Source organism: Sulfitobacter sp. F26204, from assembly GCF_026410305.1.
Lineage (GTDB): Bacteria > Pseudomonadota > Alphaproteobacteria > Rhodobacterales > Rhodobacteraceae > Sulfitobacter.
In genome coordinates, this window is the sequence record NZ_JAPMLQ010000004.1 from 155,190 (window position 1) to 179,063 (window position 23,874).

The 23,874-nt window shown below is 56.6% G+C and carries 25 protein-coding genes; 12 read left to right on the forward strand and 13 right to left on the reverse strand.

The window, feature by feature from the left end; translation table 11 throughout:
- The first annotated feature begins 6 nt into the window (after positions 1–6).
- On the forward strand, positions 7–1,170 hold the full coding sequence (locus tag OS190_RS12045) for a DUF1501 domain-containing protein (protein ID WP_267158953.1): 1,164 nt from the start codon (positions 7–9) through the stop codon (positions 1,168–1,170).
- Positions 1,171–1,182: 12 nt separating this feature from the next.
- Here the strand turns inward: OS190_RS12045 and OS190_RS12050 are convergent, their stop codons facing one another.
- Positions 1,183–1,386, reverse strand: coding sequence for a hypothetical protein (locus tag OS190_RS12050; RefSeq protein ID WP_267158954.1), 204 nt, complete (start codon positions 1,384–1,386; stop codon positions 1,183–1,185).
- Positions 1,387–1,555: 169 nt separating this feature from the next.
- Here OS190_RS12050 and OS190_RS12055 point away from each other — a divergent pair, with 169 nt between their 5' ends.
- Positions 1,556–2,281 carry a GNAT family N-acetyltransferase gene (locus tag OS190_RS12055; protein ID WP_267158955.1) on the forward strand — a complete coding sequence of 242 codons (726 nt, stop codon included), beginning with the start codon at positions 1,556–1,558 and terminating at the stop codon, positions 2,279–2,281.
- An 11-nt stretch (positions 2,282–2,292) separates the two neighbouring features.
- On the opposite strand, the gene OS190_RS12060 is transcribed toward OS190_RS12055, so the two are convergent.
- Positions 2,293–3,012 (reverse strand): response regulator, encoded by a 720-nt coding sequence (locus tag OS190_RS12060; RefSeq protein ID WP_267158956.1) that lies wholly within the window; start codon positions 3,010–3,012, stop codon positions 2,293–2,295.
- 130 nt (positions 3,013–3,142) lie between these two features.
- Between OS190_RS12060 and mce the strand changes: the two genes are divergently transcribed.
- Both mce and OS190_RS12070 read left to right on the forward strand, forming a co-directional pair.
- The gene (gene mce / locus OS190_RS12065; protein ID WP_267158957.1) at positions 3,143–3,547 is read left to right on the forward strand and encodes a methylmalonyl-CoA epimerase; all 405 of its coding nucleotides are present in this window, start codon (positions 3,143–3,145) and stop codon (positions 3,545–3,547) included.
- Positions 3,548–3,550: 3 nt separating this feature from the next.
- The gene (locus OS190_RS12070; protein WP_267158958.1) at positions 3,551–3,844 is read left to right on the forward strand and encodes a DUF1467 family protein; all 294 of its coding nucleotides are present in this window, start codon (positions 3,551–3,553) and stop codon (positions 3,842–3,844) included.
- On the opposite strand, the gene OS190_RS12075 is transcribed toward OS190_RS12070, so the two are convergent.
- The 4 genes from OS190_RS12075 to trpS form a co-directional block, all read right to left on the reverse strand.
- On the reverse strand, positions 3,759–4,511 hold the full coding sequence (locus OS190_RS12075) for an EI24 domain-containing protein (RefSeq protein ID WP_267158959.1): 753 nt from the start codon (positions 4,509–4,511) through the stop codon (positions 3,759–3,761). The two genes, OS190_RS12070 and OS190_RS12075, sit on opposite strands and share 86 nt — an antisense overlap.
- The gene (locus OS190_RS12080) at positions 4,496–5,074 is read right to left on the reverse strand and encodes a nitroreductase family protein (RefSeq protein WP_267158960.1); all 579 of its coding nucleotides are present in this window, start codon (positions 5,072–5,074) and stop codon (positions 4,496–4,498) included. The genes OS190_RS12075 and OS190_RS12080 overlap by 16 nt, the downstream gene beginning before the upstream one ends.
- 3 nt (positions 5,075–5,077) lie before the next feature.
- Complete coding sequence (locus OS190_RS12085) at positions 5,078–6,184, reverse strand: class II histone deacetylase (protein ID WP_267158961.1); 1,107 nt, start codon at positions 6,182–6,184, stop codon at positions 5,078–5,080.
- 75 nt (positions 6,185–6,259) lie between these two features.
- Positions 6,260–7,279 carry a tryptophan--tRNA ligase gene (gene trpS / locus OS190_RS12090; RefSeq protein WP_267158962.1) on the reverse strand — a complete coding sequence of 340 codons (1,020 nt, stop codon included), beginning with the start codon at positions 7,277–7,279 and terminating at the stop codon, positions 6,260–6,262.
- Between the two features lie 74 nt (positions 7,280–7,353).
- On the opposite strand from trpS, the gene OS190_RS12095 reads away from it, so the two are divergent.
- Positions 7,354–8,040, forward strand: coding sequence for a rhomboid family intramembrane serine protease (locus OS190_RS12095; RefSeq protein ID WP_267158963.1), 687 nt, complete (start codon positions 7,354–7,356; stop codon positions 8,038–8,040).
- Here OS190_RS12095 and murJ read toward each other — a convergent pair.
- The 3 genes from murJ to OS190_RS12110 form a co-directional block, all read right to left on the reverse strand.
- The gene (murJ, locus tag OS190_RS12100; RefSeq protein WP_267158964.1) at positions 8,037–9,584 is read right to left on the reverse strand and encodes a murein biosynthesis integral membrane protein MurJ; all 1,548 of its coding nucleotides are present in this window, start codon (positions 9,582–9,584) and stop codon (positions 8,037–8,039) included. The genes OS190_RS12095 and murJ overlap by 4 nt on opposite strands.
- A 121-nt stretch (positions 9,585–9,705) precedes the next feature.
- Positions 9,706–12,489: a [protein-PII] uridylyltransferase gene (locus OS190_RS12105; protein ID WP_416237401.1), complete on the reverse strand. Its 2,784-nt coding sequence runs from the start codon at positions 12,487–12,489 to the stop codon at positions 9,706–9,708.
- 2 nt (positions 12,490–12,491) lie between these two features.
- Positions 12,492–13,676: a penicillin-binding protein activator gene (locus tag OS190_RS12110; protein ID WP_267158965.1), complete on the reverse strand. Its 1,185-nt coding sequence runs from the start codon at positions 13,674–13,676 to the stop codon at positions 12,492–12,494.
- A gap of 86 nt (positions 13,677–13,762) precedes the next feature.
- Here OS190_RS12110 and rsmI point away from each other — a divergent pair, with 86 nt between their 5' ends.
- From rsmI to OS190_RS12130, 4 genes are read left to right on the forward strand one after another with little or no spacing between them, the layout of a single operon-like run.
- The gene (rsmI, locus tag OS190_RS12115; protein WP_267158966.1) at positions 13,763–14,626 is read left to right on the forward strand and encodes a 16S rRNA (cytidine(1402)-2'-O)-methyltransferase; all 864 of its coding nucleotides are present in this window, start codon (positions 13,763–13,765) and stop codon (positions 14,624–14,626) included.
- Positions 14,623–15,003 (forward strand): YraN family protein, encoded by a 381-nt coding sequence (locus OS190_RS12120; protein WP_267158967.1) that lies wholly within the window; start codon positions 14,623–14,625, stop codon positions 15,001–15,003. Before rsmI ends, OS190_RS12120 begins: the two co-directional genes overlap by 4 nt.
- A 58-nt stretch (positions 15,004–15,061) precedes the next feature.
- A complete protein-coding gene (gshB, locus tag OS190_RS12125; protein WP_267158968.1) occupies positions 15,062–15,997 on the forward strand; it encodes a glutathione synthase in 936 nt (311 codons plus the stop codon).
- Positions 15,994–16,920: an alpha/beta hydrolase gene (locus tag OS190_RS12130; protein ID WP_267158969.1), complete on the forward strand. Its 927-nt coding sequence runs from the start codon at positions 15,994–15,996 to the stop codon at positions 16,918–16,920. Before gshB ends, OS190_RS12130 begins: the two co-directional genes overlap by 4 nt.
- On the opposite strand, the gene OS190_RS12135 is transcribed toward OS190_RS12130, so the two are convergent.
- From OS190_RS12135 to cobU, 4 genes are all read right to left on the reverse strand, one after another.
- Complete coding sequence (locus OS190_RS12135; protein ID WP_267158970.1) at positions 16,886–18,400, reverse strand: YifB family Mg chelatase-like AAA ATPase; 1,515 nt, start codon at positions 18,398–18,400, stop codon at positions 16,886–16,888. The genes OS190_RS12130 and OS190_RS12135 overlap by 35 nt on opposite strands.
- A 101-nt stretch (positions 18,401–18,501) precedes the next feature.
- Positions 18,502–19,185, reverse strand: a complete 684-nt coding sequence (locus OS190_RS12140; RefSeq protein WP_267158971.1) for a glutathione S-transferase — start codon at positions 19,183–19,185, stop codon at positions 18,502–18,504.
- Positions 19,186–19,245: 60 nt separating this feature from the next.
- Positions 19,246–19,827, reverse strand: a complete 582-nt coding sequence (locus tag OS190_RS12145; protein ID WP_267158972.1) for a histidine phosphatase family protein — start codon at positions 19,825–19,827, stop codon at positions 19,246–19,248.
- Positions 19,824–20,336: a bifunctional adenosylcobinamide kinase/adenosylcobinamide-phosphate guanylyltransferase gene (gene cobU, locus OS190_RS12150; protein ID WP_323370694.1), complete on the reverse strand. Its 513-nt coding sequence runs from the start codon at positions 20,334–20,336 to the stop codon at positions 19,824–19,826. The genes OS190_RS12145 and cobU overlap by 4 nt, the downstream gene beginning before the upstream one ends.
- A 258-nt stretch (positions 20,337–20,594) precedes the next feature.
- Here cobU and coaBC point away from each other — a divergent pair, with 258 nt between their 5' ends.
- From coaBC to OS190_RS12165, 3 genes are all read left to right on the forward strand, one after another.
- On the forward strand, positions 20,595–21,788 hold the full coding sequence (coaBC, locus tag OS190_RS12155) for a bifunctional phosphopantothenoylcysteine decarboxylase/phosphopantothenate--cysteine ligase CoaBC (protein ID WP_267159130.1): 1,194 nt from the start codon (positions 20,595–20,597) through the stop codon (positions 21,786–21,788).
- 580 nt (positions 21,789–22,368) lie between these two features.
- A complete protein-coding gene (dut, locus tag OS190_RS12160; protein ID WP_267158974.1) occupies positions 22,369–22,827 on the forward strand; it encodes a dUTP diphosphatase in 459 nt (152 codons plus the stop codon).
- Positions 22,827–23,867, forward strand: a complete 1,041-nt coding sequence (locus tag OS190_RS12165) for a HesA/MoeB/ThiF family protein (protein WP_267158975.1) — start codon at positions 22,827–22,829, stop codon at positions 23,865–23,867. Before dut ends, OS190_RS12165 begins: the two co-directional genes overlap by 1 nt.
- Positions 23,868–23,874: the final 7 nt, after the last annotated feature.

Below are 23,874 nucleotides of genomic sequence, written 5' to 3' on the forward strand. Positions count from 1 at the left end.
GCGGTAATGGCAGAAAGATTGACCAGACGTGCGCTTTTGGGACGTGCAGGCGCGATTGGCTGCTCGCTGGCGGCCAGCCCTCTTTTGACGCCGGTTACCTTTGCCTCAGCACCTTGGGATGCACGATTGGTGGTTATAATCCTTCGCGGTGGGATGGATGGATTGGATGTTGTCCGTCCCATGGGTGATCCGGCATTTGCAGCGCTACGTCCCAATTTGAACACCGAAGCCGCGATTGATCTGGACGGATATTTCGCCTTGCATCCGGCATTGCGCCCTTTGATGCCACTTTGGCGGGCAGAGGAACTGGGATTTGTGCATGCGGTTTCCACCCCCTATCGCGACAAACGCAGCCATTTTGATGGTCAGGACATGCTGGAAGCTGGCACAGACGGTTTGACCGGCGGGATGCGCGATGGGTGGTTGAACCGCATGTTGCAACAGATGCCGGGACTTACATCGGATACGGCCTATGCCATCGGTTATAACGATTTGCGTGTATTGAACGGATCGGTCCCTGTGTCCAATTGGGCACCAGATGCAAAGCTGAGCCTAAGTGCGCAGGCCTTGCGACTGGCTGAATTGGTGATGGAAGAAGATCCCCAGATGCATGCCGCGTTGGCCGAGGCAGAGGTGCTTTCAATGAGAAACGGAAACTCACAGCATGGCGGCCGCAGGCATGCGCAAATCGCGGAATTTGCCGCGTCCAGGTTGAAACAGGAGGCACGCGTGGCCGCGTTTTCCCTGGGCGGATGGGACACGCATCGCCGCCAAGGTAGAACGTTGCCACGCAGTCTGGGTCAGTTGTCGGACACGCTTTTGACATTACGAGAGGACCTGGGCCGCGATATATGGGGGAAAACAGCAGTTATTGCCATGACCGAATTCGGCCGAACGGCGCGCGAAAATGGCACGGGCGGAACCGACCATGGCACCGCAGGATTGATGGTCATGGCAGGCGGTGCCATTCGCGGCGGACGGGTTTTCGGGCGCTGGCCGGGTCTAGGTGCCGGGGATCTTTATCAGGAACGTGACCTGATGCCGACAGGCGACGTGCGTGCGCCTGCGGCTTGGATCATGCGAGGTTTGACCGGGCTGGACACTTCCACTTTAGAGCAGTCGGTTTTTCCGGGCCTCGATATGGGACCTGAAATGCGGCTATTGCGTTAAACGCAGAGCCTTTTAATTATATGTGCCTTCGCCGCCGGTGTTGTCGATATTCTCAAAAAAGGATCTGTTGTCTTCTTGCAGCGTTTCTGAGCTACCTTCCATCAGGGTTGTGGCACTCGCGCCGATTATCACGACAAGCCCGCCTGCAGCGATCCATGGGATCGTGATCGCACCGGATGTATCGTTCCAGAATTTATAAATAGATGCCTTGATCATGTCTTTGTCCTTGTCTCATATTCACGCAGCTCACCTGCTCGGGCATAAGTTGCTGTAAAAATGTGGCAATTCTAGGCTGGAGGCGGGTTCAGACTTTGGCACTTTGTTGAAAACTCCGGTGATGTTTTCAGGGCTTGGCGTGCCGCGGACTTACGCCTAACGTGCCACTATGACAAAGAAACCTTCAGAGAACCCCGCCTTAGGCACGCCTGTCCCAAACTGGGTAGCTCCTCCGACGCCACAGGGCGAAGAGTTGTCAGGGCGATATGTCCACCTTGCCCCCCTTTCCGCAGAAGCCCATGCCGCATTATTGTTCCGGGCTTTTGACGGGCATGATGGTGTTTGGGATTATATGCCCAACGGTCCGTTTTCATCTGCGTCGCAATATCACCGCTGGGTCAGGGACCACGCAGGCAAAGCCGATCCGTATTTTTATGCGATCCAGAATCTCGAAACCGAAGATTGGGAGGGTGTCGCAAGCCATATGCGCATCGCACCGGAAGCGGGCACGATCGAAGTCGGATACATCAGCTATGCGCCCGCCTTGCAGCGTACCCGCGCGGCAACAGAAGCCATGTATCTGATGATGAAATGGGCGTTCGAAGCTGGCTATCGACGCTATGAATGGAAGTGTAACGCCCTGAACGCCCCCTCCCGTAGGGCGGCGCAGCGGTTGGGGTTCAGTTACGAAGGCGTCTTTCGCCAGGCTGCGGTGGTCAAGGGACGCAACCGCGACACTGCCTGGTTTGCCATCATTGATGCGGAGTGGCCCGCGCTGAAGGAAGCTTTCGAAGCGTGGCTTGCCCCGACCAACTTTGATAACACGGGCAAGCAAATCGAACGATTGGGTGATTTGACCCGACTGGTGCGCGTAGCAGGTGACCCCACGCTTTAGTGGTTTGTCTGCTAGATGGCGATGCGTTCGGCCAGCCTGCTTTGGATCAGTCCTGCGATTTTCGCGGTTTCGGATGCGGCGGTCATACCCTGGGCGCGTTTTTCGGCCAGTGCCCGTGCAGCATGTTCCAGTACCGGATCATTTGCCGAGCGCGCGACCCCGCTCAAAAACTGGGCGACATAATCGAGGGTGTGATCAGTCATATGTTCATCAAGAACATCGGCGATATGAGCCATGTCGTCTTGATAGGCGAGCCGGTCAGGTGCCACTGGGGTGTTGTTGAACTGTCGTGGGCCGGATGGACGCCGTTCGGGTGGCAGGATCGCGATGATTTTTTCCTGAAAGGCCCCAATGGACATAATCGGCTTTTCCATAAAGCTGTCGGCACCGGCATCCATGGCGGTTGCTTCTAGATGGGGATCACCGGAAATTGCGAGAATGCCAGCAACACGGGGCGATGTTTCATTCAACTCTGCAATCAGATCGGCACCATTGCCATCGGGCAATCCCAGATCAATAACGATTAATGAAGGCCGGTACACGCTGAGGTGACGCCGGGCAGAGCGCAAACAATCCGCCCGCCTGATCCGCGCACCCGAGCGTAAACATAACAAGCGCAGGGCGTCACAGGCGAAACGGCTGTCTTCAACCACCAACACCGTCAATCCCAATAACGGCCGCTCGGCAGTCGGCCTCGCAATATTTGCCGCGAACACGTCGATGGTATCCATAATAGCCTCCAATTTTCTTCGTTTCATCGTTACGCAATGCTGGCTAACAGCGGGTTAACGTGACGCATTGCCCTTGATCTTTCTTGACGTCATAACAGCGCGACACAGGAAAATGCCCAAGGAGACCTAGATGATTGGCCGTTTGAACCATGTTGCCATTGCTGTGCCCGACCTTGAGGCAGCAGCGGATCAATATCGCAACGCACTCGGGGCGAATGTCGGCCCTGCACAGGATGAGCCGGATCATGGCGTCACCGTCATTTTCATCGAATTACCGAATACCAAGATCGAGTTGCTTTACCCTCTGGGCGAAAACAGCCCGATCAACAGTTTTCTGGAAAAGAACCCGTCAGGCGGAATTCATCACATCTGCTACGAAGTGGAAGACATCATCGCAGCCCGAGACCACCTGAAATCGACCGGCGCCCGCGTCCTGGGCAGCGGAGAGCCAAAGATTGGCGCGCATGGCAAACCTGTCCTGTTTCTGCATCCCAAGGATTTCAATGGCGCCTTGGTTGAACTGGAACAGGTGTGAAGCATGGGTATTGTATCGGGTCTTGTCCTGTTTGCGATTATTTGGGCCATGGTGTTTCTGATCGCGCTGCCCATCCGCGTTCAGACACAGGGAGACCTGAATGACATCGTACCCGGTACGCATGCCGGGTCACCCGAACATCATCATTTGCGCAAAAAGGCGCTGTGGACCACCCTCGTTGCGTTGGTGGTCTGGGGCATCGTGGCAGCAATCATCCTGTCAGGTCGGATCTCCGTGGATGATGTAGAGAGCCTGTTTCGTGCCGGGGCCTGGTCAGGCCGTGATATAGGTGAGTAAAGGTCGCCGCGCCGAGAATCGGAATCACCAGGTTCAGGAATGGCACGGATAAGGGCATCGCCATCAAGATACCGGCGATCCAGATCGTCCCTGTATACCGGCGGCGCAATTTTTTGGCCTCAATGCGGCCGACCCAGCGGATCGCAACCATAGTAAAATATTCACGCCCCAGCAAAAACCCGTTCACCCCCCAAAAGATGAACAAGGCGGCAGGGGCGAACAGCGCATAAAGCACGAGCGCAAGGACATTTGCGCCAACCAGCACACCTAAAAAATTGATCGTATCGCGCAGCGCCTCACCAAAGGGTACCTTGGTTGCCTGTGGCAGATCTGGAAAATGCTTTGCTTCAACCGCATCGGCGACTTCATCCAGAAACATGGAGGTGATGGCCGAGGCGACGGGAACCATTAGAATAATCGATAGGAAGAGCATGAGGAACAGAGCACCCCAGGACACCAGATCGTTAATCCAGGTCACTTCGCCTAGAATAGGCAGCCAAAGCTTTTCGGGCACCATCCAGTCCAGGAACCCTGCAAAGGCGGCGGTGAATCCGATCAGCAAGGCAAGCGCCAGAGCAATGCCCAAAAAGAACACGCGCCGAAAGCGCCGATCTGACAGTTGCCCGATCGCCAGCCCGAAAGACCGAAGGATCAATCCGATACCCATGTCGTAATCCCATCAATGTCAGGTCTTGGACGTTCGGGGGGCTCGGACGTTTCAGTGCCAATGTGGATCAGACCGGCAATGCGTTCATGGTCTTCAAGATTGAAGCCCTGTCTCATGAATTCCCGGTCATGCGAGGGCCAGCCGCTGAGCCAGTTTGCACCCCATCCCGCGGCCAGGGCGGCATTCAGCAAGGCAAGGCAAACTGCACCGACGCTATAGGTTTGTTCCAGTGGCGGTATCTTGGGCGAAGATTTTTGCACCTCGATGACAGCAACCGCCAGGTTGCCCTGATCATACTGATTGCGCCCCTTGGCAATCTGCTCCGGGTCCAGTCCCAGTGCGGTGCCACGCTGTTGTGCGAGGCTGGCGAGACGTGCCATTGCGCCCTGTTCGATGACGATAAACCGCCAGGGTTCCAGTTTGCCATGATCAGGCGTGCGTGCCGCGGCTGTCAAAAGCGGTCGCAACGTCGCACGATCCGGCACCGGAAGGCCAAGTGTTTTTGCCGGGCGGGATCGGCGCGTCTGGAGAAAGCGAAGTGCATCCGCGTTATGTTCGGGCATGGGTCACAGCTCCAGTTGATGCGCCATATCGTCGATTGATTGGCGCAGGAAGGCATCAAAAGCAGGCGAAGGCTGACGCGGCCAGAGTCCAGCAGCCATCGGGTCAGGGGCTGCGATGGCACTGCCGGAGAGGGCAGTCAATGTGGCATGGCCGCAAAACGGGACATAGACCTCAGAATAGCCGCCCTCATGGACCAGCACGAGCTTGCCGTCGCATAGTCGCTCGGCAGTATCCTTGATCTTTTGCGTCATCATACCAAAGGTTTCGGCCATGGCCTGCATGCGTGCCAGCGGGTCGACCACCGCGGCATCATAGCCGCAGGCGACGATGATCATATCGGGATGAAAGGCTTCCAGAGCGGGAATGACGACACGGTCGATCGCATGAAGATAAGCGGTATGGCCCGAACCTGCGTGCATGGGCAGGTTGATATTATATCCTTTGCCCGCGCCAGTGCCCCGATCTGACAGGGCACCCGATGTCGCGGGATAATTGCCTTCCTGATGCAGTGAGATCGTCAACACATCATCGCGGTCATAAAAGATTGCTTCGGTCCCGTTGCCGTGATGTACATCCCAATCCAGAACCGCCACACGGTTGAGCGTACCTGAGGCCTTGGCAGCTTCTATTGCAATGGCAATATTGGCGAGCAGACAGAAACCCTTGGGGGCCGCCGGTTCGCAATGGTGTCCTGGCGGACGACTGAGGGCATAGGCATTGGCCAGCGCGCCGGTCGATACTGCATCTACGGCGGCAACGGCCAATCCCGCCGAAAGGGTCGCGATTTCGTATCCGCCTTGGGCAAAGGGGGCATGATGGCCGATTTCGCCGCCGCCTGCCTCTGACATCGCCTTGAAGGCATCAAGATAGCTGGCGGGATGAACCCGCTCCAGCATCGCGCGGGTGGTAGGGGCGGCCCCTTGGCAGACAAGCTCTCCGGTAAGGCCGGTAACATCCATCAGATTTTTCAAGCGGCGTTTGGTTTCCGGGTTTTCGGGCAAGCCTCCGGAAGCGAGCGGTTGAACCAATCCACCAATCGGCATGGTAAAGGCATAGTTGCCACCGGCATGCCAGAAACAGCGCTCATCATAGAAAAATCCAGTGGCCATGAGGGCCCTCCCTTACTGTCAGGGCAAACCTGTCTCAGTGGCAGGTATTTGTCCATGGGGCAGACCTTTCCCTACTTATCCAACCATTCCGACAATCTCATATGCCTTCTTGAGGATCGGTGTGGTGATCTCGCGCGCTTGCAGCGCACCTTTGGCAAGAATCCGGTCAATCTCGTCCGGTTCGGCCATCAGGCGTGCCATTTCCGTCGAGATCGGGGCAAGTTTGGCCACAGCAAGCTCCGCAAGTGCGGGTTTGAACGTGCCAAATTGCTGTCCGCCCACGTCGCGCAGTACCTCTTCGACAGATTGATCGCTAAGGGCTGCATAGATGTTTACCAGATTGCGGGCGTCTGGACGATCCGCCAGGCCGTCAATCTCGGAAGGCAGGGCGTCAGGATCGGTCTTGGCCTTGCGGATTTTCTTGGCAATGGCGTCCGCATCGTCGGTCATATTGATACGGCTGGCATCGGAAGGATCGGATTTCGACATTTTCTTGGACCCGTCGCGCAGGGACATGACACGGGTCGCCGCCCCCTCAATCACTGGCTCGGTGATCGGAAAGAAATCAACACCATAGTCATGGTTGAACTTGGCGGCGATGTCGCGGGTCAGCTCAAGGTGCTGTTTCTGGTCGTCCCCCACAGGAACATGCGTCGCGTGATAGACCAGAATGTCTGCGGCCATCAAGGCAGGATAGGCAAACAGGCCGAGGGAGGCTGCTTCGGCGTTCTTGCCGGCCTTGTCTTTCCATTGCGTCATCCGGCCCATCCAGCCCATTCGCGCCACGCAGTTGAAAATCCAGGCCAATTGCGCGTGTTCTGGAACCTGGCTTTGGTTGATCAGGATCGATTTGGCCGGGTCGATGCCCGAGGCAATAAAGCCCGCGGCCAATTCGCGGGTATTATGGGTCAGGGTTTTGGGATCAAGGAATTTGGCGGTGATCGCATGCAGATCAACCATGCAGTAAATCGTTTCGAAATCTTCGTCCTGCATCGACACAAAACGTTTGATCGCACCCAGATAATTGCCCAGCGTAAGACCGCCGGATGGCTGAATACCGGAAAATGCGCGCGGGGTGAATTTCTGATCGGTCATGTTGATCCTTGAAGGGCTGGATTTCGTACTCACTGCGGCTTACTCAGGGGGACTGTCGCCGTCAAGGAGCGCCCATGCAAGACCCAGATTTTGAGCCACCCGTAAATCCATTGCCACCCATAGTCATCCTGACATTTCTGGCCATTGCCGGGGTCGAGGCCGGTCTGTCCCTCGGGGAGGCAGGCATTATCGGCGGCCCTGGTGCGGTTGGCTGGCGCTTGGAACTGATACGCGATTATGGGTTCTCTGGTCAGATTTTCGACTGGATGCAGGCGAATGGCCGCTGGCCGTTGGCAGAGGTTGTCCGCGTCTTTACCTACCCGTTTATCCATCTCGGTTTTACGCACAGCCTTTTTGCGATGGTTCTGCTGCTTGCTCTGGGCAAGATGGTGGCAGAGGTCATGGGCCCGCTCACATATGCATTGATCTTTGTACTTTCAGGTGCTGGGGGGGCTGTGATTTATGGTTTGCTGCTCAATGATCCAATGTGGCTGGTCGGGGCCTACCCGAATGCCTACGGACTGATCGGAGGCTATACTTTTGTGATGTGGCGCCAACTTGCGGGCACAGGGGCGCAGCAATATCGAGCATTCACGCTGATTGCGTTTCTGATGGGCATCCAGTTGGTTTGGGGCGTGTTCTTTGATGTGGGCACACAATGGGTCGCCGAATTGTTCGGATTCATTTTGGGTTTCGCACTGTGTTTTGTCATGGCTCCCGGTGAATGGGGCCGTATTGTCGAAGCGCTCCGGCGACGTTAAGCCTTGCCGCGTCGCATTGCCGCCTTGAATTCGGCCAGCTGGAACGCCCCAAGGATTTGACCTGTGCCGAAATAGCTGAACGCACCGATGACGACCAGCACCATCAACCCCAAACCGCGCCACCAGGGGGTGTTCAACAGGCCTTCCAGCACAGCATCGCCAAGGACAAGCGCGACACCCATGACCATCGAGGCTGCAATGATCCGCCAGATTCGCTTGTGAAAGCGGTCATCAAAGCGGGCGGTCTTGCCAAACCGGCGCGCTCCTATGATCAAACAGACCACCATCGACCATCCCGCGAAAGTGGTGGCAATTGCCGGCGCGATCCAGCCGACCAGTGGCGCAAGACCCACAGCGAGCACGACGTTGACGGCCATGGCGACAAGCGCGAAATAGAATGGACGGCGTGTGTCTTCGCGGGCGAAATAGATCGGTTGCAATATTTTCTGGAGCACAAAGGCAGGAAGGCCAAGGCCGTAGATCGTGACAGCGGTGGCAATGGCGGCTGTGTCGTCGACATTTGACGCCCCGCGTTCGAACAACACTGAAACAAGCGTTTGCGGCACCACCATCAGCGCAACGGCCGATGGAATGGTCAGTGCCAGCGCTATTTCGCCTGCACGGCTAAGCGCAACACGCGCGCCGTCGTCGTCACCCGCCCGTAAACGACGCGACAGATCCGGCAGCAATACAATGCCTACTGCAATCCCGACAACGCCCAGGGGCAATTGATACAGGCGATCAGCGGCAAACAACCATGACACAGCTTTGTCATACTGGCTGGCAACCAGTTGTCCGACGACAAGATTGATCTGCATCACACCAGAGGCAAGCGCGGCGGGCAGGGCAATGACGACCATTGCTTTCATATCCGGTGTCCAACGCGGCCGGGATGGCGTCAGGTGGAAACCAGCCTGCGCCGCAGCATGCCACGTCAACGCCAGTTGCGCTACGCCCGCAACTGGAACAGCCCAGATCAGCCAGGTGATGATCTTGCCCCCCGTCAGGGCGGCCAAAGTCATCGCTGCGACCAGCAGGATGTTGAGCAAGACCGGCGCCGCGGCGGCAACCGCAAAACGCCCGGTCGCGTTCAGGATACCAGAAAACAACGCGGCCAGGGACATGCACAGAATATAGGGAAAGACGATGCGGCCATAACCGACCGTCAAGTCAAAGCGTTCATCGCCGGAAAACCCTTCGGCGGTCAGCCAGACGAAACCGGGCATGAATACCATACCCAGTCCGACCAGGATCAGCACGGCAAGACCCAGACCATTAAAGGCATCCTGGGCAAATTTCTGTGCCCCTTCCGCGCTTTCGTATTTCTTGGAGAACATCGGGACAAAGGCCGCATTGAACGCCCCTTCGGCAAAGAAACGCCGGAACATGTTGGGCAGACGAAAGGCCGCAACAAAGGCATCCATTACAGGGCCTGGCCCGATCAGGGCGATCAACAAGGCTTCGCGTGCAAAACCCAAGATACGGGACAGCAAAGTCCAGAAACCGACGGTAAAGAAGCCGGACATGAGGCGGATGGGTTTCATGGCGTGCCTTGTGAATATTTGCTGACCACTGCCTTAGCGCGGCGTTTGAGCCTAAGCAATGCTGACAATCCGGCGCTGCTCCGGAGCAAGGCGAAGCAGGAGCGACAGGCGGCCGGCACGATCAGGTCTCTGCCCGTTCCGCCCCTTCTGCAATCGCTTGGCGCAGGCGTTTTTCCAGCGTTCTTTGTTTGCTTTCCGAATAGTACTTCAGGCCAAACATATCCTTGACATAGAAGGTGTCGACCACCTGTTCGCCATAGGTCGCGATCACTGCATTGGCGATATAGACGTTGCTGTCCGCCAGGCTGCGCGCCAGATCATATAGCAGACCGGGGCGGTCCCGGGTATCGACCTCGATAATGGTGTAGATTTCCGAACCGTCATTATCAAATGTGATGTGTGTGGGCACCTTGAACGCCCGCTCGCGCTTTTTGACCTTGTCACGCGCCTTGAAGGCATCCCGCCCCAGGGCTTCGCCACGCAGGGTTTTGGCAATCATCTGGCGCAGGCGTGGCAACTTGGATGATTCATAGGCGTTGCCCTCGGCGTCCTGAATCCAGAAAGCGTCGGTTACATAGCCATCTTTGGTCGTATAGCTGCGTGCGTCCACCACATTGGCACCCACCAGCGCCAATGCACCGGCAAGGCGCGAAAAAATTCCCGGATGGTCAGGCATGACAAAACAGGCGCGGGTCGCATCGCGATCCTCGTCCGGGTGCAGGTCGATACGAACATCGTCAACACCGATGTCGCGCAACAGATCGGCAAAAGCCACATGAGCCGTCACATGCAGACCCTGCCAGTAAGGATCGTAATGTCGTGCGGTTTCGGTTTGCAGATCTTTGCGTGGCCAGTCCGACAATGCCAGTCGCAAGGCCTTTTTGGCCTCCGCCCCCCGGTTTTCGCGATTGAGGTCTTCCAATCCGGTTTCAAGCGCACGCTTGGTTTGCCGGTAAAGGCCGCGGATCAGTACTGCTTTCCAATTGTTCCAAGTGGTCGGCCCAACCCCTCGAATGTCGCAAACAGTCAGGACGCACAACAGGTCCAGCCGTTTGACAGTTTGTACCGCTTTGGCAAAATCACGCACAGTGCGTGGGTCTGCGATGTCCCGTTTTTGTGCCATATCGGACATCAGAAGGTGATAACGCACAAGCCATTCTATGGTGTCAGTGTCTTCCTGTTTGAGGCCCAGGCGGGGGGCGATGGAACGTACCATCTTGGCTCCGTGGATCGAGTGGTCCTCGGGCCGCCCCTTGGCGATGTCATGCAATAGCAGAGCCGTGTATAGGACCTTGCGGTTTACCCCCCCTGTCAGGATGGAGGAAGCGACCGGCAGCTCTTCTTCCAGTTCGTGTTTTTCGATCCGCGCAAGATTGGCGATGGTCTGGATGGTGTGTTCGTCGACGGTATAGCTGTGATACATATTGAACTGCATCATCGCGACGATATTCTCGAATTCGGGGATAAAGGTGGATAACACCCCCAGTTCGTTCATGCGCCGCAAGGCCCGTTCGGGATTGCCATGTTTCAACAGCAGATCGAAAAAGATGCGTTGGGCTTCAGGGTCGTGACGCATGTCGTCATCGATCAACCCGAGGTTGGCCTTGACCAGTCGCATCGCTTCGGGATGGATCAGCATGCCGGTGCGCAGAGCCTCTTCGAATATTCGTAACAGGTTCAACTTGTCGGACAGGAACGCCGCTTCGTCCGGGATCGAAATCCGGTTATGGACCACGCGGTAACCACCCTTGATCTTGGGACGGCGGCGAAAAATGCGTTCCAGCAGTGGCTCTGCCTTGACGTGAATTGCCTCCAGATTTGTCAGGAAAATGCGGGTCAGATCACCAACGGCAGTCGCATGTCTGAAAAACGCCTGCATAAAGACTTCGACGCCGCGCCGCCCGCCGGTATCCTTGTATCCCATGGCCTCGGCCACCTGCACTTGCATATCAAAGGTAAGCTGTTCCGTCGCACGGTTCGTTAGCAGATGCAGATGCGCGCGCACGGCCCACAAGAAGTCTTCGGCCGCTTGAAAGGTCTCGTATTCCTCGGCGCGAAAGACGCCTTTGCCTACCAATTCGGAGGAATGATTGACCTTGTAGATGAATTTGGCGATCCAGAACAGCGAATGCAGGTCACGTAGACCCCCCTTGGCTTCTTTGACATTCGGTTCAACAACATACCGCTCGCCCTGTTTATCATGGCGCCGGTCCCGCTCTTCCAGTTTGGCTTCGATGAAATCGCGCCCGTTGCCTGAGAAAAGATGTTTGTTCAAAGCATGCACGAGATCGGATTGAAGATCCTGATCTCCCGTTATGAACCGGTGTTCCAGCAATGCGGTCTGGATGGTGTAGTCTTCTGCGCCCAATCTTATGCAATCCTGGACAGTGCGCGTGGAATGGCCAACCTTCAGCTTGAGATCCCAAAGTATGTAAAGCATGCTTTCAATCACGCTTTCGGTCCAGGCCGTGGCCTTGTAGGGGATCAAGAACAGCAGATCGACATCGGAAAACGGCGCCATTTCACCACGGCCATAGCCACCAACAGCAATCACACTTAAACGCTCACCCTCTGTCGGGTTGGGTTTGGGATGCAATACGCGCGCAGAGAAAGCTAAGGCGGTACGTACCAGATGATCGGTGAGATAGGTATAGGCGCGGGTCATCGGCCGCGCTTCAAAGGGTGCCGCAGCAAACCCTTGGGCAATTGCGGCGCGGCCTTGCTTTTGCGCCGCATTCAGGATTTTGACCATCGCGGCACGTTGCTCAGACGCTGCCAGGTCGGCGCAGGCGGCGTCAATCTCACCCTGAACAGCGGCGGGATCAAAAATAAGCTCGGCTGGACAAATCAGGCGCCGCGCGGGGGCAGCGCCTGAATGTTGCTTTAGAGACTTGTCGTCTGCCAAGTTCAGAAACCAGCCCCGCCAAAGGCCTGCGGAGCCCCTTCGAGAATGACGACCGACTTGTTGCGGATCGTGGCAACTGCCAACCCGCGTTCGTTGGTACCATCGCGACGCAGACGGAAAATGCCATTGGCCCCGCGAAAACCGGCACCCTGGGTCAGGGAAGCGCCGGTCAACGCGTTGGATTTCCTGGACTTCACCAAAGCACCGACAGCAGCTATTCCGTCAAAGGCAAGACCCGCAAGCGGATGCGGATCAGAACCATAGGCTGCATTGTATTTTTGACGAAACGCCGTTGCAGCGGCCGGGTCGGGCGTCGCAAACCAGCCGCCCTGGACACCAGGCAACTCCAGCGTTTGGCGCGGAATGTCCCAGCGGGTCAAACCGATGTATTGCGTTGAAGCGCTTTTGATGCCGGCTTCCGGCAAAAGTTGTGCAAACAAGGGCAGCGCAGAAGCCGAAGATGTCGTCAGAAAGATGGCGTTGGCACCTCCATTGTCCACCGTCGCCTTGACACGCGGAATTGCGGCGACAACCGATTCCTGGCTCAGGGCGTAATCTACGGTGCCGGCAAGCGTTGCCCCCTTGGCTGAAATCGCCTGAGTAATCGCATTACGCCCCAATTGCCCAGCGACATCATTCGCATGGAGAACGACGATGCGGTCTTTCCCGGCGCGTTTGGCATAGCCGACAAGTCGGTCCGCCGTGTTTGCAAATGACTGCCCCAGCACAAAGACGTTTCCACCTGCAATGGTCGGGTTGTTGGAGAACGACAGCACATTCACGCCTTGTTTGGCGACTGCGACGCCTGCGGCATTCGCTGCTTCGCCATAAACCGGACCGATGATGATCTTGGCTCCTTCGCCAACGGCTTGTGCAGCCATCGTCGCAGCAGTGCCGGCGTTGCCGCCAGTGCCATAGACCCGCAGGTCGATCTTGACGCCATCAAGGTCGCGGATCGCCAGCCGTGCGGCGTTTTCAAGGTTATTCGCCAGTAGGTTGTCGCTTTGTGATCCTCCACGCGGGATCAAGAGCGCGACAGGCACGGCAGCATTGGCATCAATCTTTGGTCCGCCCGAAGCGGCAATCGATCCGACGGCGGCCGGATCACAGGCTGCCAGAACCAAGGCAAATACAGGAAACATCAGCAGCCGCAGCTTCTTGCGGCCCGCGTTGAAAAAAGCAATCATCGTAACTCACTCCCCAAAGTCACAGAGGTGCAGGCGCACCCCATCATTCGGGCGTGATCATAGAGGGTGCGAAAGGCGGGTCCAGCGTGAATTATCAAAAGGTGCCTCTGTCGGCAGGTTTGTACTTTGTCGGCGTGCCAATTGGCACGGCCCGAGACATTACCCTGCGGGCACTGGATGTACTGGCATCGGCTGATGTGCTGGCCGCAGAGGACACGCGATCGATGCGTAAACTGATGGATATTCACGGCATTCCCCTGCGTGAACGGCGCATCCTGGCGTTGCATGATCACAGTGCGGAAGGGGTTGGGGCACGGCTGGTGAAAGCAGTAAAGGAAGGTAAATCTGTCGCCTATGCCTCCGAAGCAGGCATGCCGCTGATTGCCGATCCTGGCTTCGAACTCTCGCGGTTGGCAGTGCGTGAGTCGATAGAAATGACATGCGCACCCGGTCCCTCGGCTGTGTTGACTGCCCTGGCACTGGGCGGATTGCCGACCGATGCATTTTTCTTTGCCGGATTTCTGCCCAATGCCAGGGCGGCGCGATCCGCGGCATTGGAAAAGTTGCAAGAGGTGTCCGGGACGCTCGTTTTTTACGAATCACCCAAACGCCTGGCTGCGATGTTGCGCGATGCAGCCGTTGTTTTGGGGGGCGAACGGCAGGCAGCGGTGTGTCGGGAACTCACCAAAAAATTCGAAGAGGTGCGACGCGGGACTTTGGAAGAATTGTCACACCTATACGCGAAGACTTCCCCCAAGGGTGAAATCGTCGTCTTGGTGGATCGCGGGTATTCAGAACCCATTAAACAAATCGACATAGAAACATCCCTGCGCAGCGCGTTGCTGGAAATGTCGGTGCGTGATGCGGCGGATATGGTGGCACAAGCGCACGCATTGCCACGCAGGCAGGTCTATCAGATTGCCCTGGCCCTGGGGAAAGACAGCATATGACGGCAGCAAACAACAGACATCACCGGGGGCGCATCGCCTATCATGCTGGCATCGCTGCCGAAATGTGCATCGCACGGGACTACGAAAGACGCGGCTTTTCCGTGGCCCATCAGCGGTGGCGTGGCAAAGGTGGTGAAATTGATTTGATTGTCCGTGACGGGGCAGGATTTATTTTTGTCGAAGTCAAGAAAAGCCAGAACTTGGCCCGCGCCGCCGAAAGCCTGTCACAACGGCAGATGCGGCGCATCTGCTCCTCGGCAGAAGAGTTTCTGGACACTCAAAGGTTTGGCAGCCTGACAGAAGTGCGGTTTGACGTAGCCCTGGTTGATGGGATCGGTGATTTTCAGATCATCGAAAATGCCTTCGGCCACGGTTGACCCATTGCACCTAACGCTGCGCTGCGCCATCTAAAGAGGGTGCAGCAAGGATAGACTTATGAAGATCGCCTTTCAAATGGACCCCATTGGGGATGTGAACATCGACGCCGACAGCAGCTTTCGGCTCGCCGAAGAAGCCCAGTTACGGGGGCATGATCTATTTTTCTATACTCCGGACAAACTGGCCTATCAGGAAGGTCGGATCACCGCGCGCGGGCATGAATTTACAGTGCAGAGAGTGCAGGGAGATCACGCACAGCTCGGCCCCGAGATCGAGGTGAACTTGGTCGATTTCGATGTGGTGTGGCTACGTCAGGATCCTCCATTCGACATGCATTATATCACCTCAACCCATCTGCTGGACCGCCTCAAAGGGCATACCTTGGTGGTGAATGATCCATTTTGGGTACGGAATTATCCTGAAAAACTGATGGTGCTCGATTTTCCCGATCTTACTCCGCCAACCACTATTGCACGTGACCTGGATACGATCAAAGCATTCAAGGCCAAGCATGGCGATGTCATCCTGAAGCCGCTTTATGGTAATGGCGGCGCCGGTGTATTTCGGTTGGATGCGCAGGACAGAAACCTTTCATCCCTTCATGAATTATTCACCGGGTTTTCGCGGGAACCTCTGATCGTTCAGAAATTTCTGCCTGCGGTGGCAAAAGGGGACAAACGCGTCATTCTTGTTGACGGTGATCCCGTTGGCGCCATCAATCGTGTCCCCGCCAAAGGAGAGACACGCTCGAACATGCATGTGGGAGGACGTCCTGAAAAAATCGGCCTGACCGAACGTGATCGAGAGATATGTGCAGCCATTGGTCCTCTGCTAAAGGAAAAAGGCCAGGTATTTGTCGGAATCGACGTCATCGGCGATTATCTGACGGAGATCAACGTCACCTCACCCACGGGCATTCAAGAACTTGAACGGTTTGACGGGGTCAATATCGCGGCGAAAATCTGGGCCGCAATCGAGGGTCGATTGGCATGAGCCTTCGGGCTCGTCTGTTGAACGGTTGGTTGCGGCGTATCGAAAAGCCCGCGATGATGCGGGCGGCTGGGCCAGAACAATTGCGCAAACGTCTGGAGCTGCAAGCCCGCTTGTTTTTCCACGCCCCGCGCGGAACACAGATGCAATGGCAGGTGTTAGCGCATGAACAGGCACGTATTGAAGCGCTTGAAGTTGTGCCAGCTAATCTGGATACGAACCTGGTCGTGTTGTATTTGCACGGTGGCGGCTTTGTTTTCGGCAGTCCGCAAGCTTACTCTGCTCTGGCGGGCCAACTCGCTCAACGGTTGCGCGCGCGGGTGATCCTGCCGCGCTATCGCCTGGCTCCGGAACATCCCTATCCCGCTGCCCTTGAAGATTGCCGCATTGCCTGGAACGGCTTGATCGCAAGCGGTGTTGCCGCAGATCAGATCGTGATCGGCGGTGACAGCGCAGGCGGTGCATTGGCGCTATCACTTTTGGGCCAGCTTGCGCAGGAAGCAGCGCAGATGCCGGTGGCTACTTTCTGCTTTTCGCCATTGACGGACTTGTCATTTGCAAGCGACAGTTTTCATGAAAACGCAGAAAAGGAAGCTGTTCTGCCCGCCGCGCGGGCACATGAAATGGCGGCATTGTATCTTGATGGTCAGGAAGAAACAGATCCACGTGTCAGTCCGGTTTTCGCCACCTTCTCAGGGGCCGCGCCCGTGTGGCTCACTGTCGGGAATACAGAGATCCTGCGTGATGATTCCCGGCGCATGGCCGAGGTGCTAAAACGTGATGGCGTTGATGTCACATTTGTAGAAGAACAGGATTTGCCCCATGTCTGGCCATTTTTTCACAATACCCTGCCTGAAGCACGCAAGACGCTGGATGTCCTGACGGAATGGATCAGACGAAAACAGGTGAGGCAAGGCGAAAGCTGACGGCCTCGGCAATATGGGGTTTGCGCACGACCTGAGATCCGTCCAGATCAGCAATGGTGCGCCCAACGCGCAAGATCCTGTGATAGGCTCGTGCCGACAGGTGAAACCGCTCTGCGACCTTGGTTAGAAACGCACGCGCCTCGTCATCCGGCGTTGCAATGTCTTCCAGGATGTCACCCACTGCATCGGCATTGACCATCAATCCCTTTTGGCCTGCAAAGCGTTTCAGTTGAATATCGCGAGCGCAGGCGACGCGCTGTGCGATCTCGGCGGATGAGGCACCAGTGGCAGGCAGATCAAGGTCGGAATAGGCCACAGGAGGCACATCAACGCGCAAATCGAACCTGTCCATCAGGGGGCCGGAGATGCGACCGAGGTAATCCTCACCACATTGAGGCACACGGGCACAGGCGCGGGCCGGATCCGACAGATAGCCGCATTTACAGGGGTTCGCTGCCGCCACCAGCATGAATTTACAAGGGTATCGGATATGAGCGTTGGCTCGCGCAATCATCACTTCACCGGTTTCGATGGGTTGTCGCAGGGTTTCCAATACGGTTCGAGCAAATTCGGGAAGTTCATCGAGAAACAGCACCCCGTTGTGGGCCAGGCTGACCTCGCCGGGTTGGGCCTGCCGTCCACCGCCGATGATTGCGGCCATCGAAGCTGTGTGGTGAGGTTCGCGAAACGGGCGTGCGCGGGATATGCCGCCTTCGTCCAGCAAACCGGCGAGGGAATGGATCATCGAGGTTTCCAGCGCCTCACTTGGGGTGAGGGGCGGTAAAATGGTCGGCAACCGTGCAGCCAGCATGCTCTTGCCCGATCCCGGCGTGCCGACAAGCATAAGGTGGTGCCGCCCTGCCGCCGCAATCTCAAGCGCGCGTTTTGCACGTTCCTGGCCTTTGACTTCGTGCATGTCGCGTCCAATGAGATCAAGCGTGACCTCACCCGGAATGGCCGGGGCCAGCGGCGATTGGCCAGTATAGTGGCGCACAACGTCCCCCAGGGATGCCGCAGCGATGACTTCTACATTGCCCACCCAGGCCGCCTCGGCACCGGATCCCGCGGGACAAAGCAGGCTGCGGCCCTGTTCAGCCGCCGCCATAGCTGCAGGCAAGGCCCCGACAACGGGTATCAGCGTACCATCAAGGGATAATTCGCCCAGAGCGACAACAGTCTGGGTGACATCGTCGGGTAGAATATCGAGGGCGGCCAATAAGGCAAAGGCGATTGGCAGATCAAAGTGACTGCCTTCCTTGGGCAAGTTTGCGGGGCTCAGGTTTACGGTAATGCGTTTGGACGGCAATGCAATCGCCATGGAACCTAGTGCCGTGCGCACACGGTCGCGGGCTTCTGAAACGGCCTTGTCCGGCAGGCCGACGATAGAGAATGCAGGCAAACCGGGTGTCACGGCGCATTGCACCTCGACCATGCGGGCCTCAACCCCCTGAAACGCGACTGTATAGGCGCGTGAAACCATTCCCAAGCTCCCGTTAACCCTTGTCAGAGTTATTTAGGGACTGTTTAGGAATGGTTAATGAAACGCGGACGCATGCGCGACAACGAAAAATAACAAAAAGATTATGAATCCGGCCAGGGTGTCAGAGGCACACCATAATCATAGGGAAAGGGATCATAGATCACCTTCAATCCCTCGGCACGCCATGTTTTGAATGCGGGATCATTCAGGGTTGTGGCGCAATATTCCTGCGCTTCCTTGGATACCGGTAGATCATACCCGGTGATCCGCGCCACCACCGGTGCATAGAAAACATCGGCAAGAGAATAGGTGCCGAACAGCCACGGTCCCTCTTCGCTGCGTTGCGCACGTGCATGGGTCCAAAGCTCTTGGACGCGGTCGAGGTCTTTTTGTACCTCGGGCGAAATGGGAAACCCCTTATTGACATGCTGTAATTGCATCGGGCAGGTCTCGCGCAGGGCGGTAAACCCTGCACTCATGGCTGCAGCCAGCCACCGCGCAGCGGCGCGCGCTGCCGGGTCAGACGGCCACAGACCTGCCTTCGGATGCCGTTCGGCCAAGGTTTCTGCCATCGCAAGGCTTTCGCCAACCACTGTGCCTTCGGGGGTGCGCATGACCGGGACCAGCCTGGCAGGTGCAAGCGTAGCGAGGTCTTCGGCCATTGTGCCGTTATAAAGCCCAACCAGATGAGTACGATAGGGCAGGTTGAATTTTTCCATCATCAGCCAGCCGCGCAAGGACCAGCTAGAGAAGGTACGATCGCCGATGTAAAGGTCATATGTCATGACGGCATTGGTAGCGGGCAGGGCAGGAATGAGGCAAATTCTAAATTGTGCGCTAGGTTATCACACAAGATGATTGATCACTTCGGCTTGCCATATGCCTGTGTCATGGATCAATGTGGTAACGGAAAGATTGTCGATCTTGTGCGCCATCGCCTTGATCGGGGTGAGGCCCAATGCCTGTTGAACCTGAGTCAGGATCACGCCGAAATGGGCGACGGCAATAATATGCCCCGTCGGGTATGCCGCATTCATGGAATCCACAACTGCCTGTACCCGCAGTGCGGTCTGGTTCCAGCTTTCTCCCCCTGGTGCCGCAATCTCGCCGGGTGTTTCCCAATAGGCGCGTGACAGCTCGGGATCGCGTGCGGCGACCTCTCGGAAATGCATGCCGTCCCAGACCCCAAAGTGCAGTTCGCGCAGATCACGGGCGTGTGGCAGACGGATACGCTCTTTACCTTCCAGGGCATCGGCGGTTGCCGTACAACGGATCAGATCCGAGGAAATGAGTTGCGCCGCATCCGGTAAATAATCATGCAAACGCGCCAGTCGCTCTTTTTCAGATAGATCTGCAGGTACATCGCGCCATCCGACCAACGTTTTTTCGTGCGTCGGCCCATGCCGGACCCAATGCCAGACGGTCATGGCAAGGACCCTTTCAAAACCTGGGGCAGGCCTGCCACAACCATTACGGCCAATGTGGCTTCGGCGGCCAGTGCAATGTTCAACCGCCCCTGTGCTTCGCGAAACTGGCGGGCCAGCTTGTTGTCCGGCACGATTCCGTGTCCCACTTCGTTTGATACGATGACCCAGGTGGCGGGACAGGTTTGCAGGGCTTTGATCAAAGCGGCCTGCGCGGCAGCGAGATCGTTACCTGCCATCATATGATTGCTCAGCCACATTGTTGCGCAGTCGATCAACAACACTTGTTCGGAACGGGCGGTTGTCAGGGTTGCAGTCAGATCGAGCGGCTCTTCCACCGTAACCCATCGGTCGTCCCGGCGGTTTTTGTGGATCTGGACCCGTGCGGCGACCTCATCATCAAATATCTGACCGGTCGCGATATAGGTCAGAGGCCGATCATAGGATTCTGCCAGTCTCTCGGCCCAAAGAGATTTTCCAGATGCAGCCCCGCCAAGTACAAAGGTCGACATAGATCGCATCTTTTACCTTTCCCAAACTCAGACGGCCTGTCCGTGGGTACACAATGGCGAGGACTGTCACAAGACAGGCTGAAACCAGCAATCGGGCGCAAATCCGCGCACCCGGCTGCGGAGTCCCGATGATCCCGTCACTGCGTTCAGGAAACGCGCAAAGCCCGGTATGATGCAAGCCTGAAACCCGCGGGGGCTGGCACTGACCACCTATGGCGCATATGCTTTATGCAGACAAGACATGCACAGGGGCGCATCATGCTGGCAGGTAAACACATTTTGCTGATCATCGGCGGTGGAATCGCAGCGTTTAAATCGCTGGATCTGATCCGTCGCTTGCGCGAACGCGGGATGGATGTCACGCCGGTTCTGACCCGTGCAGGCCAGGAATTCGTCACGCCGCTTTCTGTGTCCGCATTGGCGGGGAACAAGGTTTTCCGCGATCTGTTTGATCTGGGGGATGAGGCCGAAATGGGCCATATCCAGCTAAGCCGCGTCGCCGATTTGGTTGTTGTTGCTCCCGCGACGGCGGATTTGATGGCGAAAATGGCGCATGGTCAGGCGGATGACCTTGCCTCAACATTGCTGTTGGCAACAGACACGCCCGTGCTGATTGCCCCGGCGATGAATGTACGGATGTGGGATCATGCGGCGACGCAACGCAATCTGATGACTTTGCGCCAGGATGGAATCACGTTTGTTGGCCCGAATGAGGGCGATATGGCCTGCGGCGAATTTGGACCAGGCCGTATGGCAGAACCATTGGAGATCGTTTCAGCGGTTGAAGATGCCCTCAGCGATGGACCGCTCAAGGGCAAACGCATCCTCGTGACCTCTGGGCCAACTCATGAACCGATTGATCCCGTCCGCTATATTGCCAACCGTTCATCCGGCGCGCAGGGGGCTGCCATAGGTCGCGCTTTGGCCGCGATGGGGGCCGACGTGGTGTTTGTCACTGGCCCTGCCGATGTCCCCCCCCCTGACGGAGTCGAGGTGATCCCCGTGCAGACAGCCAAACAAATGCTGGAAGCGGTTGAGGCGGCGCTACCGGTTGACGCGGGCATTTTCGCTGCCGCCGTGGCCGATTGGCGTATTGAAGGGGCGAGTGATAGAAAGTTGAAGAAATCCAAAGACGGTTTGCCTGTGCTGAATTTTGCCGAAAATCCAGACATCCTGAAAACCGTGAGCCATATGAAACAGGGGCGTCCGCCGTTGGTGATCGGCTTTGCCGCAGAAACCAATGACGTGCTGAGCAATGCCACCGCCAAAAGAGCCCGCAAAGGCTGTGACTGGATTTTGGCCAACGATGTCTCGCCTGAAACCGGCATCATGGGTGGCAGCGAGAATGCTGTCACGCTGATCACTGAAACCGGTTCGGAAAATTGGCCGCGCATGGGCAAGGACGCAGTCGCTCGAGAACTTGCATTGCGTATCGCCAGGGTTTTGGGTTGATTTGCTCCATTAATATCAAGTGAGGCGGCCCATCACCAGCGACCGCAAAATCCGTCACACGCAGCAGGAAGGTCTCGATCAGCGCAAATGCGCGGCTGTCGTCTGTAATGAACGCAACCGCGACACCCTTGGCCGTGAAGCCAAACACCTGCTGGGGAACGCGCTCAAGCTTCCATTTCTTTACGTCGCCCGACCTGTACAAGCTGTTCGCTGCTTCAAGCCGCGATCACTGCCTGGCCGACATCGTAATCTGGCGCACCCCGAGAGTTGTGCCGATGTCGCCAGACGACATGCCCTTTTCGCCGCCTTGATAGGTAAGCGAAAGGCATCCAGGCAGGTGGACTGATTAAGGGTGGCAAAGGCGTTGAGTGCGCGACCATTCTCTACAAATCATGAAATATTGATATAATGAAAGGCCATCAAATATTTTCTGAAAATCTATGTGCTGTGCAGAAGGGAGAAACGGCATTACCCCAGAGGCCGATGTTCTATTTTTCGGAGGTTTGGAAACTGCCGCAAACGGTTGTTTGATAGCGTCGCCGAAGGTCCATATAGATACACCGAACACCGGAGAATGAATATGCAGATAAAAGTCATCGACCCAAGATTGTTTGACTGGGGCTTGCCGGATTTTCAATCAGAGGGCGCAGCGGCCATTGATCTGGTCGCCTGTCTGGATGACAAACTTTATATCGAAGCCCAGGCTCCTGCCGTTCTGGTCAATTCGGGGATTGCGATCTCATTTGATGACCTTTCATTGGCGGGGCTCGTGCTGCCCCGGTCTGGTCTGGGACATAAAAAGGGATTGGTTCTGGGAAATACGGTTGGATTGATAGATCCTGACTATGATGGCGAAATACTGATAAGTGTCTGGAACCGGAACGCGATCGGCACCGCGCCGGTTGAAATCCGCCCGGGCGAGCGCATTGGCCAAATGGCATTCGTATCCGTTGTGCGCCCCACCTTTGAGGTTGTCGATGAATTCACCCGTAAGACCGCGCGTGGTGCGGGTGGTTTTGGTTCGACCGGAGTAACGTGATGCTGCTGGTATTGGTCTTGTTGGGCGCGATCTGGTTCGGCGGCGACAAGATGGGGATTGCCCGCGAAACCAGACTGTCGATTCTGGGGTTGGTCTTCATAGCAGTATTGGGGCTCCAGATACTTTTGCCAGAAACCAACCCGTTGCGCCAGGCGACCGGAGGCAGTGCAGGCCTTTGGCTTGTTCTTGGCGGATTTTCGGCCTTGTTCTGGATCTATCGTCGCGGCCTCTTGCATCTGCGTGCGCGTGCATCCGCATATGGCCCAGAAGACGAAAAAAAGCCAATGACTTTCAGCGATACAGAATTGAAACGCTACGCACGCCACATAGTCTTGCGCGAGATTGGCGGCAGCGGGCAGAAAGCAATGAAGAATGCGAAGGTGCTGGTCATTGGTGCCGGCGGTCTGGGTGCGCCTGCCTTGCAATATCTGGCAGCGGCCGGAGTCGGCACACTTGGGGTGGTCGATGATGATGTGGTGGAAAACACCAACCTGCATCGGCAGGTCATCCACATTGACGCGAACATTGGCATGCCCAAGGTGTTCTCTGCACAGGCACAAATCGAGGCACAAAACCCCTTTGTCACCGTGCGCCCCTATCACCGCCGATTGAGCATTGAGATAGCTGAGGAATTGATCGCTGAATATGATCTGGTTCTTGATGGCACTGATAATTTCGAAACCCGATACTTGGTCAATGCGGCCTGTGTCGCCACTGCAAAACCACTTGTTTCCGGTGCGCTCAGTCAATGGGAGGGACAGATTTCGGTCTTTGACCCTGCAAGGGGTGCCCCTTGTTATCAGTGTATTTTTCCGCAGGTACCTGACGCAAATCTCGCCCCAAGTTGCGCCGAAGCAGGTGTGATCGGGCCGCTGCCCGGGGTTGTTGGATCAATGATGGCGATTGAAGCGATCAAGGTAATCACCGGCGCAGGCAGTTCTGCACGGGGCAAAATGCTCATCTATGATGCGCTCTACGGCGAAAACCGTACCATTCAGATCGCGCGTCGCTCTGATTGTCCCACCTGTGGCACGATCTGACCTAAAC

What these genes read in the sequence shown, in the direction of transcription:
- OS190_RS12045 (WP_267158953.1), top strand. Translation starts at nt 7, where the DNA reads ATGGCAGAAAGATTGACCAGACGTGCGCTTTTGGGACGTGCAGGCGCG.
- OS190_RS12050 (WP_267158954.1), bottom strand. Translation starts at nt 1,386, where the DNA reads ATGATCAAGGCATCTATTTATAAATTCTGGAACGATACATCCGGTGCG.
- OS190_RS12055 (WP_267158955.1), top strand. Translation starts at nt 1,556, where the DNA reads ATGACAAAGAAACCTTCAGAGAACCCCGCCTTAGGCACGCCTGTCCCA.
- OS190_RS12060 (WP_267158956.1), bottom strand. Translation starts at nt 3,012, where the DNA reads ATGGATACCATCGACGTGTTCGCGGCAAATATTGCGAGGCCGACTGCC.
- mce (WP_267158957.1), top strand. Translation starts at nt 3,143, where the DNA reads ATGATTGGCCGTTTGAACCATGTTGCCATTGCTGTGCCCGACCTTGAG.
- OS190_RS12070 (WP_267158958.1), top strand. Translation starts at nt 3,551, where the DNA reads ATGGGTATTGTATCGGGTCTTGTCCTGTTTGCGATTATTTGGGCCATG.
- OS190_RS12075 (WP_267158959.1), bottom strand. Translation starts at nt 4,511, where the DNA reads ATGGGTATCGGATTGATCCTTCGGTCTTTCGGGCTGGCGATCGGGCAA.
- OS190_RS12080 (WP_267158960.1), bottom strand. Translation starts at nt 5,074, where the DNA reads ATGCCCGAACATAACGCGGATGCACTTCGCTTTCTCCAGACGCGCCGA.
- OS190_RS12085 (WP_267158961.1), bottom strand. Translation starts at nt 6,184, where the DNA reads ATGGCCACTGGATTTTTCTATGATGAGCGCTGTTTCTGGCATGCCGGT.
- trpS (WP_267158962.1), bottom strand. Translation starts at nt 7,279, where the DNA reads ATGACCGATCAGAAATTCACCCCGCGCGCATTTTCCGGTATTCAGCCA.
- OS190_RS12095 (WP_267158963.1), top strand. Translation starts at nt 7,354, where the DNA reads ATGCAAGACCCAGATTTTGAGCCACCCGTAAATCCATTGCCACCCATA.
- murJ (WP_267158964.1), bottom strand. Translation starts at nt 9,584, where the DNA reads ATGAAACCCATCCGCCTCATGTCCGGCTTCTTTACCGTCGGTTTCTGG.
- OS190_RS12110 (WP_267158965.1), bottom strand. Translation starts at nt 13,676, where the DNA reads ATGATTGCTTTTTTCAACGCGGGCCGCAAGAAGCTGCGGCTGCTGATG.
- OS190_RS12120 (WP_267158967.1), top strand. Translation starts at nt 14,623, where the DNA reads ATGACGGCAGCAAACAACAGACATCACCGGGGGCGCATCGCCTATCAT.
- gshB (WP_267158968.1), top strand. Translation starts at nt 15,062, where the DNA reads ATGAAGATCGCCTTTCAAATGGACCCCATTGGGGATGTGAACATCGAC.
- OS190_RS12130 (WP_267158969.1), top strand. Translation starts at nt 15,994, where the DNA reads ATGAGCCTTCGGGCTCGTCTGTTGAACGGTTGGTTGCGGCGTATCGAA.
- OS190_RS12135 (WP_267158970.1), bottom strand. Translation starts at nt 18,400, where the DNA reads ATGGTTTCACGCGCCTATACAGTCGCGTTTCAGGGGGTTGAGGCCCGC.
- OS190_RS12140 (WP_267158971.1), bottom strand. Translation starts at nt 19,185, where the DNA reads ATGACATATGACCTTTACATCGGCGATCGTACCTTCTCTAGCTGGTCC.
- OS190_RS12145 (WP_267158972.1), bottom strand. Translation starts at nt 19,827, where the DNA reads ATGACCGTCTGGCATTGGGTCCGGCATGGGCCGACGCACGAAAAAACG.
- cobU (WP_323370694.1), bottom strand. Translation starts at nt 20,336, where the DNA reads ATGTCGACCTTTGTACTTGGCGGGGCTGCATCTGGAAAATCTCTTTGG.
- coaBC (WP_267159130.1), top strand. Translation starts at nt 20,595, where the DNA reads ATGCTGGCAGGTAAACACATTTTGCTGATCATCGGCGGTGGAATCGCA.
- dut (WP_267158974.1), top strand. Translation starts at nt 22,369, where the DNA reads ATGCAGATAAAAGTCATCGACCCAAGATTGTTTGACTGGGGCTTGCCG.
- OS190_RS12165 (WP_267158975.1), top strand. Translation starts at nt 22,827, where the DNA reads ATGCTGCTGGTATTGGTCTTGTTGGGCGCGATCTGGTTCGGCGGCGAC.